Origin of the sequence: Paenarthrobacter sp. NPDC089322 (assembly GCF_040684895.1) — a bacterium.
Taxonomy (GTDB): Bacteria; Actinomycetota; Actinomycetes; order Actinomycetales; family Micrococcaceae; genus Arthrobacter.
The window spans coordinates 336,438-351,857 of the sequence record NZ_JBFBGW010000003.1 but is presented as its reverse complement, the minus strand read 5'-3'; the positions used below and the strand labels follow the sequence as shown (position 1 = coordinate 351,857).

10 protein-coding genes and 1 riboswitch are annotated in these 15,420 nt (G+C 64.7%); of the genes, 3 read left to right on the top strand and 7 right to left on the bottom strand.

Features of this window, described 5'->3' with window-relative positions; all coding sequences use genetic code 11:
• Positions 1–15: 15 nt before the first annotated feature.
• Positions 16–1,098, bottom strand: coding sequence for an amidohydrolase family protein (locus AB0N65_RS05570; RefSeq protein WP_364158779.1), 1,083 nt, complete (start codon positions 1,096–1,098; stop codon positions 16–18).
• A gap of 74 nt (positions 1,099–1,172) precedes the next feature.
• Positions 1,173–1,280, top strand: a riboswitch (TPP riboswitch).
• Here AB0N65_RS05570 and thiC point away from each other — a divergent pair.
• A complete protein-coding gene (gene thiC / locus AB0N65_RS05565; RefSeq protein ID WP_364158777.1) occupies positions 1,274–3,160 on the top strand; it encodes a phosphomethylpyrimidine synthase ThiC in 1,887 nt (628 codons plus the stop codon). (Overlaps the previous riboswitch by 7 nt.)
• On the opposite strand, the gene AB0N65_RS05560 is transcribed toward thiC, so the two are convergent.
• The gene (locus AB0N65_RS05560; RefSeq protein WP_364158774.1) at positions 3,143–3,865 is read right to left on the bottom strand and encodes an alpha/beta hydrolase; all 723 of its coding nucleotides are present in this window, start codon (positions 3,863–3,865) and stop codon (positions 3,143–3,145) included. The two genes, thiC and AB0N65_RS05560, sit on opposite strands and share 18 nt — an antisense overlap.
• 54 nt (positions 3,866–3,919) lie before the next feature.
• Entirely contained in the window at positions 3,920–5,500 is a 1,581-nt protein-coding gene (gene ffh / locus AB0N65_RS05555) for a signal recognition particle protein (RefSeq protein WP_364158772.1), read from the bottom strand.
• A gap of 170 nt (positions 5,501–5,670) precedes the next feature.
• Here ffh and AB0N65_RS05550 point away from each other — a divergent pair, with 170 nt between their 5' ends.
• A complete protein-coding gene (locus AB0N65_RS05550) occupies positions 5,671–7,071 on the top strand; it encodes a glucose-6-phosphate dehydrogenase (RefSeq protein WP_364158769.1) in 1,401 nt (466 codons plus the stop codon).
• 105 nt (positions 7,072–7,176) lie between these two features.
• Here the strand turns inward: AB0N65_RS05550 and AB0N65_RS05545 are convergent, their stop codons facing one another.
• Together AB0N65_RS05545 and AB0N65_RS05540 are read right to left on the bottom strand one after the other, a co-directional pair.
• Positions 7,177–7,515 (bottom strand): P-II family nitrogen regulator, encoded by a 339-nt coding sequence (locus tag AB0N65_RS05545; protein ID WP_017199639.1) that lies wholly within the window; start codon positions 7,513–7,515, stop codon positions 7,177–7,179.
• A complete protein-coding gene (locus AB0N65_RS05540) occupies positions 7,512–8,843 on the bottom strand; it encodes an ammonium transporter (protein ID WP_364158766.1) in 1,332 nt (443 codons plus the stop codon). The genes AB0N65_RS05545 and AB0N65_RS05540 overlap by 4 nt, the downstream gene beginning before the upstream one ends.
• Positions 8,844–9,069: 226 nt before the next feature.
• On the opposite strand from AB0N65_RS05540, the gene AB0N65_RS05535 reads away from it, so the two are divergent.
• Complete coding sequence (locus AB0N65_RS05535) at positions 9,070–10,296, top strand: MFS transporter (RefSeq protein ID WP_364158763.1); 1,227 nt, start codon at positions 9,070–9,072, stop codon at positions 10,294–10,296.
• Between the two features lie 74 nt (positions 10,297–10,370).
• On the opposite strand, the gene ftsY is transcribed toward AB0N65_RS05535, so the two are convergent.
• Both ftsY and smc read right to left on the bottom strand, forming a co-directional pair.
• Positions 10,371–11,579: a signal recognition particle-docking protein FtsY gene (gene ftsY, locus AB0N65_RS05530; RefSeq protein ID WP_364158760.1), complete on the bottom strand. Its 1,209-nt coding sequence runs from the start codon at positions 11,577–11,579 to the stop codon at positions 10,371–10,373.
• Between the two features lie 20 nt (positions 11,580–11,599).
• Entirely contained in the window at positions 11,600–15,184 is a 3,585-nt protein-coding gene (gene smc / locus AB0N65_RS05525) for a chromosome segregation protein SMC (protein WP_364158757.1), read from the bottom strand.
• Between the last annotated feature and the right edge of the window lie 236 nt (positions 15,185–15,420).

Sequence of the window (15,420 nt, the reverse complement as noted above, 5' to 3'; positions counted from 1 at the left end):
AGCTTCAATTTATTCCTAGCGGATGATGTTCCCTCTCAGGACCACATGCTTGAGCCTGCCCACGGTCTCCAGTTCCAGTCGGGGATCCTCTGAGCAAACCACGACGTCGGCACTCGCACCCTCGCTGATGCCGTCGGCTCCCAGCCAGGCGCGGGCCCGCCACGCAGCAGCGTCCAGGACAGCGCCCGGCGGCAGGCCGGCGTCGTGCAGTTCCTTGAGCTCATCAGCGATCCTGCCATGCGCAATGACGCTCCCCGCATCCGTCCCTGCGTAGATGGTGACACCGGCTTCGAAAGCCTCCACAACCCGCTCACGCCGGCGCTCCCATAAGCGCAGCATGTGGGAGGCGTAGCCAGGGAACTTCGGTTGGGCCTGGGCAGCGATGTCCGGGAAAGTCGCGATGTTGATGAGCGTGGGAACGATCGGCACCGATTCCTCCACGAGCCGGGGAATGTGCCGTGGCAAGAGGCCTGTGGCGTGCTCGATGCAATCGATTCCGGCGTCGAGCATGTCGTCGATCGTGTCCTCGGCGAAGCAGTGGGCCGTAACGCGGGCGCCTTCGTCGTGGGCGGCGGAGACTGCATCCTTGACGAGGTTCTTCGGAAAGGAGGGCGCAAGGTCACCGGCATCGCGGTCGATCCAGTCGCCGACGAGCTTGACCCAGCCGTCGCCGTCGCGGGCTTCCTTCCGGACGGTCTCCACGAGCTCCTCCGGGCCAATCTCATGGCCAAGGCCGCGGAGGTAGCGCTTGCTCCGGGCAATATGGCGACCCGAGCGAATGAGCCGGGGCAAGTCGGAACGCTGCTGGATCCAGCGCGTGTCGCTGGGCGACCCCGCATCCCTGATCAGCAATGTCCCGGCTTGGAGGTCGGCCCGGGCCTGGGCGAGAGCCGTCTGCTCGTCCACTGCCCCGCCTACACCGAGTCCCACATGGCAATGGGCATCAACAAAGCCGGGAAGGACCCAGCCATCCACCACGGTGTCCGGGGTGGCTGTTGGTCGCTCAAAGGTCAGGGTTCCGTCGACGGACCATAGGCCACGCAGCTCCCGGTCCGCCGACACGAGCACGGGCCCGCTGAACTCGATGATGTTTGCCACGGAAAAAATCCTAGCGCCGGGACCCCGCCGCGCCTGTATGACTGGGAGCCCGCGGGCAGCTGTGGTAGCTTCGTCTACGACCACACGGGGGCCCCTGCAGGGGCTGAGATCGGACTGATGCAGTCTGCGACCGTTGAACCTGTCCGGGTAATGCCGGCGAAGGAAGTGAGTATCCTTGAGCACCACAGAAACACAGCACAGCCCTGCCCAAAACACGGCAAACCCTTCCGGGTACCAGGCTGTTACCCAATCCTTGAAATCGCATTCGCTGGCGTACGTGGAGGACCGCGAGACGGGCATACGCGTCCCCGTCACGGAAATCGCGCTGGAGCCCTCGCCCAACGGCCAAGCCAACGCGCCGTTGCAGGTCTACAGAACAGCGGGGCCGGGCAGCGACCCGGTCATGGGCCTCGAACCGTTCCGCGCGGCCTGGATTGAAGCCCGCGGGGACACAGAGGCCTATTCGGGCAGGGAACGGAACCTGCTCGACGACGGTAAGTCCGCCGTCCGCCGGGGAGCAGCCTCTGCGGAGTGGAAGGGCACGCAGCCGGTGCCCCGCCGCGCCGTCGAAGGCAGGACCGTCACGCAGATGCACTACGCGAAGAAGGGCATTGTGACCCCCGAGATGCAGTTCGTGGCCCTTCGGGAAAACTGCGACGTGGAACTGGTCCGAAGCGAGGTGGCCGCCGGACGTGCAATCATCCCCAGCAACATCAACCACCCCGAATCCGAACCGATGATCATCGGCAAGGCATTCCTGGTGAAGATCAACGCCAACATCGGGAACTCGGCCGTCACAAGCTCCATCGCCGAGGAAGTGGACAAGCTGCAGTGGGCAACGCAGTGGGGTGCTGACACCGTCATGGACCTCTCCACCGGCGACGACATCCACACCACGCGGGAGTGGATCATCCGCAACTCCCCCGTCCCGATCGGCACGGTGCCTATCTACCAGGCATTGGAGAAGGTCAATGGTGAGGCCAACAAGCTGACCTGGGAGATCTTCCGGGACACCGTGATCGAGCAATGTGAACAAGGCGTGGACTATATGACCATCCACGCCGGTGTCCTGCTCAGGTACGTGCCGCTGACCGCCAACCGTGTGACAGGGATCGTCTCCCGGGGCGGTTCGATCATGGCGGGATGGTGCCTTGCCCATCACGAGGAAAACTTCCTCTACACGCATTTTGACGAACTCTGCGAGATCTTCGCGAAGTACGATGTCGCCTTCTCACTCGGAGACGGCCTGCGTCCGGGCGCCACGGCCGATGCCAACGATGCCGCCCAGTTCGCGGAGCTGGACACGCTCGCCGAGCTGACGCAGCGGGCATGGGAGTTCGACGTGCAGGTCATGGTTGAAGGGCCGGGGCACATTCCGTTCCACCTCGTCCGCGAAAACGTGGAGCGTCAACAGGAACTCTGCAAGGGTGCCCCCTTCTACACCCTGGGCCCGTTGGTCACGGACGTTGCTCCCGGCTACGACCACATCACCTCGGCCATTGGCGCCACGGAAATCGCACGCTACGGCACCGCCATGCTCTGTTACGTGACACCGAAAGAACACCTTGGCCTGCCGAACAAGGACGACGTAAAAACAGGCGTGATCACCTACAAGATCGCGGCGCACGCAGCCGACCTCGCCAAGGGCCACCCGGGGGCGCACGAACGCGACGACGCACTCTCCAAAGCCAGGTTCGAATTCCGATGGCGTGACCAGTTCGCGCTCTCCCTTGACCCGGTGACCGCGGAAGCCTTCCACGACGAAACCCTGCCCGCCGAACCGGCAAAGACCGCGCACTTCTGCTCCATGTGCGGACCCAAATTCTGCTCCATGCGCATTAGCCAGGACATCCGGGACGAGTACGGCTCAGCCGAAGCACAGGCCGCGATCGCCGGAATGTACAACGGCATGCGTGAAAAGAGTGAGGAATTCCTGGCGTCGGGCGGAAAGGTCTACTTGCCGGAGCTCCGGATGCCGGTAACCACGCAGCAGGGTGTAACCGGCCTGAACGAACCGGGGCGGAATCAGGCAGGACAGCGCGATTCAGGAAGCCTTAGCTGACATTGATCGCCCGACGTCGGCAATGAAGGACCTGATGGTCCTGTCTCCGTCGACGGAATCCTGGGGCCGGTGCCCGCCCGCTGCCACGCGGCGAAGGGCACCGGTCTCCTGCAGGTACCCGGCGATTTCCTCATACAACGGTTCCCATCCGCCGGTGAGGACCAGCGTGGGCACGCCGGGCACAATGTGCAGGGGAGCTTCCCACGGGGGCGCCTGCAACCGGAGCCGGCGGGCAGAACGGCGGGCCTCCGGCGTGTCCGGCCCGTCAGCTTGGGCAGAGTAGGCACGCCGGAAATACTCCCGCTGGTAATCGGCGTCGCTGATGTGGTTCCGGACATCAAACAGCGGCTGCATCAGCGTTCGGTGCGCTGCCGTGGCAGGCAGTTCTGCAGTGAGGGACAGGCACGCAGGCTCGACCAGCGAAAGCGAATACACGAGGTCGGGGCGCTCAACAGCTGCCAGCATCGCGGAGATCGCGCCTTGTTCGTGGGCCACCACGTGCCCGCCGCCCGCAGCGGAAAGCGACGCCACCTGGATGGCGACATCACCATGGACGTCCGACTCCAGGGGCTCAGCCACGGGGTCAAAGCCGTGCCGACGGAGGAAGAGCGCGTCGTAGGACAGCGCCATGCCATGCTGCTTCGGCCAAGCCGCGGCGCCATAGCTCCCCAGGCCGTGGACGAAGACTACGCGCTGCTTATGCATTGACCCAGCCTATTCCACGGCACCGACAAGGAATCGGAACGGAATCCGGAGCTGCTACTTGCCGAGGAACTTATCGAAGCCCTTGGGAAGGTTGAGCGTGGAGGGATCGAAGTCCGCTGCACCCTTGCCGAAGGCAGCGCCCGTGGGAGCGGCAGACGCCGCAGCAGCGCGCTTGGCCTCGGCATCGCGAAGCTCCTGGGCCGCCTTGGCCGGGTTGCCGGAGCGGGCCTTCTTCTTGGGAGCGCTCTTGCCGCCCTTCCGGCCCCCACCGGGGCCACCCAGTCCGGGCATTCCCGGCATACCCGGCATACCGCCACCCTGCGCGAGCTTCTTCATCATCTTCTGGGCTTGGGCGAAACGCTCCAGGAGGCCATTGACCTCGGAAACGTGGACACCCGAACCCTTGGCGATGCGTGCACGGCGGGATCCGTTGATGATTTTTGGAGCAACGCGCTCGTGCGGCGTCATCGAGCGGACAATTGCCTCGACCCGGTCGATTTCGCGTTCGTCGAAGTTCTCCAGCTGCTGGCGGATGTTTTGCGCACCCGGCATCATCATGAGCATCTTCTTCATGGAGCCCATGTTGCGGATCTGCTGCATCTGGGCGAGGAAGTCGTCCAGCGTGAAGTCTTCCTGGTCGGCGAACTTCTTCGCCATCCGGGCGGCTTCTTCCTTGTCCCAGGCTTTCTCGGCCTGTTCGATCAAGGTAAGGACGTCACCCATGTCCAGGATGCGGGATGCCATACGGTCCGGGTGGAACAGCTCGAAGTCGTCCAGTCCTTCACCGGTGGAGGCAAACATGACGGGCTTGCCCGTGACGGACGCAACCGACAGCGCGGCACCACCGCGGGCGTCGCCGTCGAGCTTGGACAGGACGATGCCGGTGAAGTTCACGCCTTCATCGAAGGCCATTGCCGTGTTCACGGCGTCCTGGCCGATCATGGCGTCGATGACGAACAAGACCTCGTTGGGGATGATGGCCTGGCGGATCCGACGGGCCTGGTCCATCATCTCGGCGTCCACGCCGAGGCGGCCGGCGGTGTCAACAATGACGACGTCGTGCAACTTCTGGCGCGCTTCTTCCACACCGGCCTGCGCCACGGCAACGGGGTCACCGGCGGGGTGTTCGAGCTCGGAGGTGGCACCGGGATGAGGGGCAAAAACGGGGACGCCTGCCCGCTTGCCCACGACTTGGAGCTGGGTCACAGCGTTGGGGCGCTGCAAGTCGCACGCCACCAGCATGGGGCTGTGACCCTGGGCCTTCAGCCATTTGGACAGCTTGCCCGCGAGCGTGGTCTTGCCGGCACCCTGGAGGCCGGCGAGCATGATGATGGTGGGGCCGTTCTTGGCCAGGCGGATGCGCCGGGTCTCGCCACCAAGGATCTCGACGAGTTCCTCGTTGACGATCTTCACAATCTGCTGGCTCGGGTTCAAGGCACCGGAGACCTCAGCCCCGAGCGCGCGCTCGCGGATGCGGGAGGTGAACTCCCGGACCACGGGCACGGCAACGTCCGCGTCCAGGAGGGCACGGCGGATCTCCCGGACCGTGGCGTCGACGTCGGCCTCGGAGAGGCGGCCCTTGCCACGGAGGTTCTTGAAGGTTGCTGTCAACCGGTCAGAGAGTGAATTGAACACGCGCCGTGCACTTCTTTCGATGGTCTACGGATGGCGGCCGGTACGGCACGCCGGAGTCTTGACGATTCTTGCCCCAACAACTTTGTCTCAACCCCAACAAATTTGTGTCAATCAGGGGACTCGACTATCTAGGGTACCAAGTCGCGCTGACAAGGTGGCATGCTGGCACAGTGACCAGCAAAACAACAGTGAAAACGTTGCTCATTCTCGGCGCGTCCGGTGACCTGACGGGCAGGCTGCTTCTCCCCGGGCTGGCCGGGCTGCTGGCAACGGGCCGGGCGCCGGATTTGAGGTTGGTTGGCGCCGGCTCGGACCCGTGGACACCCGGTCAATGGAAAGAACGCGTCGACACCGCCTTTTCGGCCGCGGCCAGCGCCGCCAATGCCACAGGTCGCACAGCCTTGGCGGCCACAGCGGAAACAACCGAGTACCACCAGGTGGATGTCACTGCCGACGGTCCGCTGGCTCAACTGCTGGGAACACTGGAAGCTCCCGTCGCCATCTACTTTGCTTTGCCGCCGCGCATCAGCCAGAAGGCCTGTGAGGTGCTTCGTCGCGATCAGCTGCCGCCGGGCACACGGCTGGTGATGGAGAAGCCCTTCGGTTCCAGTGAAGAATCTGCCCGTGAACTCAACGAGACCCTGGCCACGCTGGTACCTGAAGACCACATCCATCGCGTTGACCATTTCCTGGGCAAGGCCACAGTCCTGAACATCCTCGGCCTGCGCTTCGCCAACCGCTTCCTTGAACCGGTCTGGAACCGCGAGCACATCGAGAAAGTGGAGATTGTCTTCGACGAAGACCTCGCGCTGGAAGGAAGGGCACGCTACTACGACTCCGCCGGCGCGCTGCGCGACATGATCCAAAGCCACCTGTTGCACATCATGGCGCTGCTGGCCATCGACGCTCCGGCATCGATCAACGAGCGCGACCTCAGGGATGCCATTGCCACAGTCCTGCGCGCCAGCAATATCAAGGCTCCCTACCGTGACTCCACCCGGCGGGCCCGCTACTCCTCGGGCAGGCTTGCGGACCGAATGGTGCCCGACTACACAGCGGAGGAAGGCGTCGATCCGGCGCGCAATACCGAGACCCTCGCCGAGGTCCGGGTGGACATCGACAACTGGCGGTGGAAGGACGTCCCCTTCATCCTTCGCTCCGGGAAGGCCATGGGGCGACGGCGCAAGGAAGCCGTGGTTACCTTCCGGCCAGTGCCGCATCTGCCTACCGGCTTCTCCGGAGTGGACTCACCCAACCAGCTCCGGATCGGATTCGGCCCGGATGTGCTGCGGCTTGATGTGGACGTCAATGGACCCGGCGATATCTTCACCCTGGACCGCGCAAGCCTGGTAGCCGAGCTCAGTGCGGCCGGTATGCTGCCCTACGGTGAAGTGCTGGAAGGCGTCATCACGGGAGATCCCCTGCTGTCCGTGCGGGGCGATACCGCCGAGGATTGCTGGCGGATCATCGAACCGGTCCTGCGAGCCTGGGAGCGCGGTACCGTCCCCTTGGATGAGTACGACGCCGGCAGCGCGGGGCCGGCGGGATGGCCCACCGACGGCGACGGTTAGGCAAGCGCTGCTGCCTAACCGTCGCTGTCCTCGCCCGCGGTGCGGGCGCACGCACAAGGGGCCGGATACCTGTGAGGTATCCGGCCCCTTGGGCTTGGTCAGGACCTAGATTGCGGCGGCGCCGCGTTCTCCGGTCCGGACCCGGACTGCTTCGTAGACGTCCACCGTCCAGACTTTGCCGTCACCGGCGCGGCCTGTGTTGGAGCTGGCGATCAGGACGTCCAGGATGTCGTCGGCTTGCTCATCCGTGGCAAGAACCTCGATGCGGATCTTGGGCAGCAGGTCTACGTTGTACTCGGCCCCGCGGTACACCTCGGTGTAGCCACGCTGCCGGCCGTAGCCGCTGGCCGCGCTGACCGTCAAGCCTTGGACGCCGTAGGCTTCAAGGCCTTCCCGGACTGCTTCAAGCTTTTCCGGTCGGACGATCGCTGTGATGAGCTTCATGCCTGGACACTCTCCTTGCCTGCTGCGGGGGTCTTGCCTTCTGCCGGGGTGTCCGACTTGCCGGTCACGATGTCGTGAAGCGGCTGGAAGCTGCCGCCGTGGCCACCGACGCCGAACTCGTAAGCGGTTTCAGCATGGAGGCTGAGGTCCACACCCACGTTTTCCTGCTCGGTGGAGACCCGGAAGCCCATGGTCTTGTGGATGGCGAAGGCGATGATCGCCGTCATGATCGCCGAGAAGGCAATGGCGATACCGGCTGCGGCCAACTGTGCCCACATCTGGGCCATGCCGCCGCCGTAGAAGAGGCCGCCGCCCACGCCGTCCGTGGGGAGGGCGATGAAGCCCAAGGCCACGGTGCCGATGATGCCGGACACGAGGTGGACGCCGACAACGTCCAGGGAGTCGTCGAAGCCCCAGCGGAACTTGAGGCCGACTGCCAAGGCGGAGGCTACACCAGCCACGACGCCGAGACCGAGGGCACCTACCGGGCTGACGTTGGCACAAGCCGGAGTGATGGCCACGAGGCCGGCGACAACACCGGAGGCAGCGCCGAGCGAGGTCGGGTGACCATCGCGGATGCGCTCAGTAACGAGCCAGCCGATCATGGCGGCCGCGGGGGCTGCGAGGGTGTTGATCCAGATGAGGCCGCCCTGCTCGGCAGTAGTTGCCGCGCCGCCGTTGAAGCCGAACCAGCCGAACCACAGGATTGCGGCGCCGAGCATGACGAACGGGATGTTGTGCGGGCGGTGGTTCGGGTCCTTGCCGAAGCCGCGGCGGTTACCGATGATGAGGACGAGCACCAGGGCGGCCACACCTGCGTTGATGTGGACCACCGTGCCGCCGGCGAAGTCAATGGCCGGGCCGAGTGCCTTGCCGATTGCGCCCTCGGGTCCGAACAGGCCGCCGCCCCACACCATGTATGCGAGCGGGCAGTAGACCAGCGTGACCCAGACAGGAACGAACAGGCTCCAGGCGCCGAACTTGGCACGGTCGGCAATGGCGCCGCTGATGAGTGCCACTGTAATGATGGCGAAGGTTGACGCGTAGCCGATCTTGATCAGGCCGTCGGGGGTGTCGATGCCCTCAAGGCCGAACGTGGCAAACGGGTTACCCACAATCTGCATGAACCCTTCACCAGAGCTCATGGATGCCCCCCACAGCACCCACACAACGCCGACGATGCCGATGGAGATGAAGCTCATCATCATCATGTTCAGGGCGGCCTTGGCGCGCGTCATGCCGCCGTAGAAAAATGCCAAACCGGGAGTCATGAACAGCACGAGTGCCGCCGCCACCATGACCCATACGTGACCTGCGGTAAGTTCCATGGTGCACGTTCCTCTCTTGCTAGTCCCGCGGTTAGACCGCTGTCCTGACGCCGTTTGCGTCCTGCTTAAGAGTTTTGTGCCGCTGTGTTTCACCTGCGCAGGTTTTACATTGCGGGCCGGTTACAACAACCTCCCCAACGTAAATGGTGCATATCTCCGCTGTTACAGATATGTTTCAGGCGTCACACTTCCCCGGAAAATCACAGAAAACAAGGATCCCCGCTTCATGACGCAGTCCCCCGAATCCCAATCCCTTGACGAGCCAAGGGTGCAGCCGGAGAAGGAGCCCTTGCCCCGCGACATCAAGGTGATGTTGGCAGCAGCCTTCCTGATTGCTTTGGGCTTTGGCCTGGTCGCCCCCGTGTTGCCGCAATTCGCCACGACGTTCGACGTCGGTGCCACAGCCGCGGCGGTCATTGTCAGCATCTTCGCCTTCATGCGGTTGGTGTTCGCACCAGCGGGCGGATCGCTGATCGGACGTTTTGGAGAGCCCAACGTCTACGTCACCGGGCTCCTGATAGTCGCCGTCTCAACCGCAGCCTGCGCCTTCGCCCAGGACTATTGGCAACTGCTCATCTTCCGGGGCCTCGGAGGTGCAGGATCGGTGATGTTCACAGTTGCCGCCATGGGCCTGCTCATCCGGCTCGCACCCCCGGAGCGCAGGGGACGCGTTTCAGGGGCATATGCCTCAGCCTTCTTGATCGGCAGCGTGCTGGGTCCTGTCGTGGGCGGCCTCCTGGCCGGTTTCGGGCTCCGGGTCCCGTTCCTCGCCTATGCTGCCGCCCTGCTCATCGCGGCAACGGTGGTCCGGACCATGCTCAGCGGCTCAGGGACTGCGCGGCAGGACGATGCACCAACGGCTCCCATGGCTTTGAAGGAGGCGATCGCTGATTCGGCGTACCGGGCGGCTGTGCTTTCAAGCTTCGGCAATGGCTGGGTGACGTTCGGTGTCCGAATGGCAACGATCCCGCTTTTTGCCGTGGCAGTCCTCCAGTCGCAACCCGAGACCGCGGCGTGGGCACTTGCTGTCTTCGCGGTCGGCAATGCCGTGGCTCTCACGTTCTCCGGGCGCCTGGCCGATGCCTGGGGCAGGAAACCACTCCTCATTCCCGGCCTCGTGATCACGGGCGTCGCCACCGGCGTCATCGGACTGACGGCGGACCTGCCTTGGTTCTTCGCAGCTTCCGCCGTGGCGGGTTTCGGCTCCGGCCTGCTGGGCCCGGCGCAGCAGGCCGCCGTCGCCGACGTCATTGGCCGGGGACGCTCCGGCGGCAAGGTGCTGGCCGTCTTCCAGATGGCGGCAGACACCGGCGCGATCATTGGCCCTGTGGTGGCGGGGCTGATCGCGGACCGTTTCGGCTACGGTCCCGCATTCGCCGTGACCGGCGGCGTGCTCCTGCTGACCGCTGTGGGATGGCTGCTCGCGAGGGAGCCCCTAAAACGCCAAAACTGACCGGTGGCAGGGGCTCCCCTGATGAATCAGGGCAGCCACTGCCGCCAGCCAGTTGAACGGCATGCGCCGCGGGGTTAGTTCAACAACGCGTCCACGAAGCCTTCAGCTTCAAACGGCGCAAGGTCGTCAGGACCTTCGCCCAGGCCGATAAGTTTGACCGGCACGCCGAGCGACTTCTGGATGGCGACCACGATGCCGCCCTTGGCAGTACCGTCCAGCTTGGTGAGCACGATGCCGCTGATGTTGACCACTTCCGCAAAGACACGGGCCTGGTTCAGCCCGTTCTGCCCGGTGGTGGCGTCCAAAACCAAGAGGACCTCGTCCACCTCGGCGAGCTTTTCAATGACACGCTTGACCTTGCCAAGCTCGTCCATCAACCCCGTCTTGTTCTGCAGCCGCCCTGCAGTGTCCACCATGACGACGTCGACTTCCTGGTCGATGCCCGCCTTGACGGCTTCGTATGCAACCGAGGCGGGGTCTGCGCCGTCGAGGTCCGATTTGACCGTGGGCACGCCAACCCTCTGCCCCCAGGTAGCCAGTTGCTCGGCCGCGGCGGCACGGAAGGTATCCGCCGCACCCAGCAGCACATCCTTGTCCTCAGCCACCAGCACGCGCGCGAGCTTGCCTACCGTCGTCGTCTTGCCGACGCCGTTGACACCGACAACAAGCACGACGGCGGGACGGTCACCCTTGCGTTGTACGTTCAGGGAACGGTCCATGGTGGGATCGACAAGCTTGATAAGTTCTTCCCGCAGCATGGTCTTTACATGCTCGGGATCACGGGTGCCCAAAACCTTGACCCGCTCACGCAGCGCCTCGACCAGCTGCACGGTGGGCTCCGTGCCAAGGTCTGCGAGGAGCAGCGTTTCCTCCACCTCATCCCAGACGTTCTCATCGATTTTGTCACCGGACAGGAGCGCCAGCAGGCCTTTGCCCAGGATGTTGTTCGACTTCACCAGACGGGCACGGAGGCGGTTCAGTCGGCCTTCCACGGGTGCCGGCGTTTCCACCGCGATGGTTTCCAACCCTGCGGCGTCATCCGGGACGTCAGCGCCCTCGACTGTCCCGTCAAAGGTGGGAGCCGGTGGTGCCGTGACCTCGCCGGGCCGGTCCTCCACCAGGGTTCCGCCGCCTGCTGCCGGCGACTGGAGGGGGTCGTTGGCATCCCGGGTCCCCGGGTACTTGGCCCCAGATTTGCGGGCCTTCATCAGCACCGGCACGAGTCCGCCAACCACTACGAGCGCAGCGACAATGGACAGAATTATGGGTAGGAAATCGTTCACTCCCCTACCTTCTCATAAAGCTATGCCCCGGCACCGAGCCGCTGGCTGATGACGGTGGACACTCCGTCTCCGCGCATCGTGACGCCGTACAGTGCGTCCGCCACCTCCATGGTGCGCTTTTGGTGCGTGATGACGATGAGCTGGCTGGACTCCCTCAGCTCTTCGAAGATGGTGATGAGCCGTCCAAGGTTGGTGTCATCCAAAGCGGCTTCCACCTCGTCCATGACGTAGAAAGGCGACGGCCTGGCCTTGAAGATTGCCACCAGCAGTGCCACGGCGGTGAGGGACCGCTCGCCCCCGGACAGCAACGAGAGCCTTTTGATCTTCTTGCCCGCGGGCCTTGCCTCCACTTCAATGCCCGTGGTCAGCATGTCGTCGGGGTCGGTCAGGACCAGCCGGCCTTCGCCACCCGGGAAAAGCCGCGCGAAGACGTGGTCGAACTGCTTGGATGTATCGGCAAACGCTTCGGTGAACACCTGCTGGACACGGTTGTCCACTTCCTTGATGATGTCCAGCAAGTCCTTGCGGCTGGACTTCAGGTCTTCAAGTTGGGAACTGAGGAACTGATGCCGCTCTTCCAAAGCGGCGAACTCCTCGAGGGCAAGGGGGTTGACCTTGCCCAACGCTGCGAGCTCCCGTTCGGCCTTCTTCAACCGCTTCTCCTGCTCGGCGCGGACAAAAGGAGTCCCTTCCACCAGGGGCTCTCCGTTTTCGTCCACCGGCGCGCGGAGCTCAGCCCACTTATCCGCGCTTGCCCCGACCGGCGAGGGCACCAATTGGTCCGGCCCGTAGTCGGCCACGAGTTGCTCGGCCGAAAGCCCCAGTTCCTCGATGGCACGCGCTTCGAGCGCTTCAATCCGGAGCCGTTGCTGCGCCCTGGCCATCTCGTCCTTATGCACGGAATCGGTGAGGTCCGTCAGCTCTTTCGCCAGGAGCTCGTTCGAGGACCGGACGTCCGTGAGTTCCTTCTCCAGCTCCGCACGTAGTTCCTCTGCAAGGTCACGTTCCTGCGCGGCGACGTCGACGGAGATGTCTACCCACCGAAGAACGTGCTCCACCCCGGAAGCCACAGCCGCGGCCCGTTGTGCCTGGGCCTGCCGCCTCCGGGCCCGACGGGCCGCCTCTTCGCGGGCCCGGCGTTCCGTGGCTGCTGCCCGTTCCAAGGAGGCCGCCCTGCTGCTGATGGCCCCTAACTGCTCTTCGGCAGTCCGGAGGGCGAGCCGGGCTTCCATCTCCAAGGCACGGGCAGACCTGGCCTGAAGGGCAAGCTCGTCCCGCTGGTCCGTGGACGGTTCATCGTCCGGGGCTTCCTGCTCGGCAGCGAGACGCTCTGCCGCAACCTCAAGGTCCAGGCTGGCCTCGGCGATGTTCGCTTCCGCCCGGGCAAGTGACGACTCGAGCCGTTCGCTCTCCCCCACTGCGCTTCGCAGGACAGAGTTCACGTGTCCAAGGCGCTCCGCTACTGCGGCCAATCGGGCATCCGATTCATGGAGCTTTTCCAAGGCAGCGTCGGCCCGGTCCCGCGCTTCAGCGCGGCGGGCTTCTGCGCGGGCCAGGGCGAACCGTCCGCGTTCGATTGCCGCGGTGACCTCCTGGAGGCGGGCCACGGCGTCGTCCACAGCTGCTTGGATTTCCAACAGCGACGGCGCCGTTGCCGAGCCGCCCAGCACAGTCAGCGCGGTGAAGACGTCCCCGTCGCGGGTCACCGCCGTTACCCCGGGAAAGTCGGTCATGAGGCCTGCCGCGGTGATGGCGTCGTCGACGACGGCGGTCCCCGCCAGGAGGGCAAGGGCGCCTTGGGCAGCGGGGTCCGTCACCCTGACGACCTCCCGCGTCCATCGACAGCCTGCCGGAAGATCCGGCGAGGCCGGACTCGCGCTGTCAGGGGACGAACCGGTGGCCAGAAGCAGTGCCGCCCGGCCGGCGTCGTCGTCTTTCAGTAGCTGGATCGCGGAAACGGCGCCCTCGGCGTCCGCAACCACAAGCGCTTCAGATGCGGACCCGAGCGCAGCAGCCACCGCCGTCTCGAAACCCTGCTCGACGGCCAACATCCCGGCGAGCGGACCGAGCACCCCCTCAACGTCTTCCCTGAGCAGGCGTTCCGAACCGTCCTTGCGGTTCAGGCCCAGCTGAAGGGCGTCCCGACGGGCAGTGAGGGCATCGCGCTCCCGCAGCGCCTCCCGTTCAGCGGACTTGAGTTCCTCGATCTCGGCGAGGACCGCATCCAGAACGTCGTTTGCTTCCTCATACTCTGCGTCGAGGCCCTCTTCCCCGTCCTCCACTCCCGCAACCTGGGCTTCGAGTGCAGTGAATTCGCCCTGTGCCTGGCGGCGCCGGTCATTACCGGCCGCCAAGGACTCCCGAAGGCGCCCGCGTTCGGCTTCCGCTGCCTCCACACGGGACCGGGCGGCAGCAACCTGCCCGGCGAGCCTGGCCAAGCCCTCACGGCGATCGGCAGCCGCCCTCAGCATCGCCGTCAGGCGTTTGTCTTCCGCGGCCGCGAGCGCCTCGGCAGCGTCCTTCGCCACCGTGGCCTCCAGGAGCCCTGCCTGCTTGGCAAGGATGTCGTGCTCGAGGGCGGCTTGTTCCTCACGGACTTTTGCGGCCTGGCGCTCCAGCTGGTCGGGGTCGCGTCCGGAATGCTGGGCGGCTTCGGCAGAGCCAAGGAGCCGGCGGCGCTCTGCCGCCAGGGAGCCCAGCGAGCGCAAGCGTTCCCGGCCCGCTGAGAGCTGATACCAATTCTCGCGGGCAGCATTGAGGCGGGGTGTCGCTTCGGCGGCCCGATGCTCCAAAGCGGCTTGGTGACGGCGGCCCCGTCCGAGCTCGGATTCGACGATGTGGCGGCGTTCCTTGAGTGCGGCTTCGTCGGCTACATCCTGTTCAAGCGCGGTGGTGAGCTGGACGAGGTCGTCGGCGAGGAGCCGCGCACGCGCGTCCCGGACATCGAACTGGACTGTCTGGGCACGGCGCGCAATTTCCGCCTGCTTACCCAAGGGGGTCAGCTGGCGGCGGATCTCTGCCGTGAGGTCACCCAGCCTGGCCAGGTTGGCCTGCATCGCTTCCAGTTTCCGGACCGTCTTTTCCTTGCGGCGGCGATGCTTGAGGATTCCCGCGGCTTCCTCGATGAAGCCGCGGCGATCCTCCGGTGTGGCGTGCAGGACCCGGTCGAGTTGCCCCTGGCCGACAATGACGTGCATCTCACGGCCCAGTCCGGAATCGGACAACAACTCCTGGATGTCCAAAAGCCGGCAGGGCGCACCGTTAATGGCGTATTCGGAGCCTCCCGTGCGGAACAGCGTGCGGGAGATCGTCACTTCGCTGTATTCGATGGGAAGGGCGTTGTCCGCGTTATCGATGGTCAGGGAGACGTGGGCGCGTCCCAAGGGCGGCCGGCCGGAGGTGCCTGCGAAGATGACGTCTTCCATTTTGCCGCCACGAAGCGTCTTGGCGCCTTGTTCCCCCATGACCCAGGCCAGGGCATCCACCACGTTGGATTTGCCTGAACCGTTCGGTCCGACAACGGCGGTGACTCCGGGCTCAAAGTCGAACGTCGTGGCCGACGCAAACGACTTGAATCCGCGGACAGTCAAACTTTTCAAATGCAAGGCGCTTCGGTTCTCCTGGGTGGCCTGGTGCTTTATTCTCCTAAATCTAACGCTGTTTGCGGCGAAACCTTGGATCCGTTGCCGGAAAGCCTTGCGGGGCAGCAACGCCCACCCCTACACTCCTGCCAAGGGTTACTTGGCGGAATCGTTCCGGTGATCCGGCTTTCGCCTGATTGGTCTTTTGGTGGAGCCGGGTCCGGTCCAGATGTTCGGAACGACCAACCATGTACGTGACC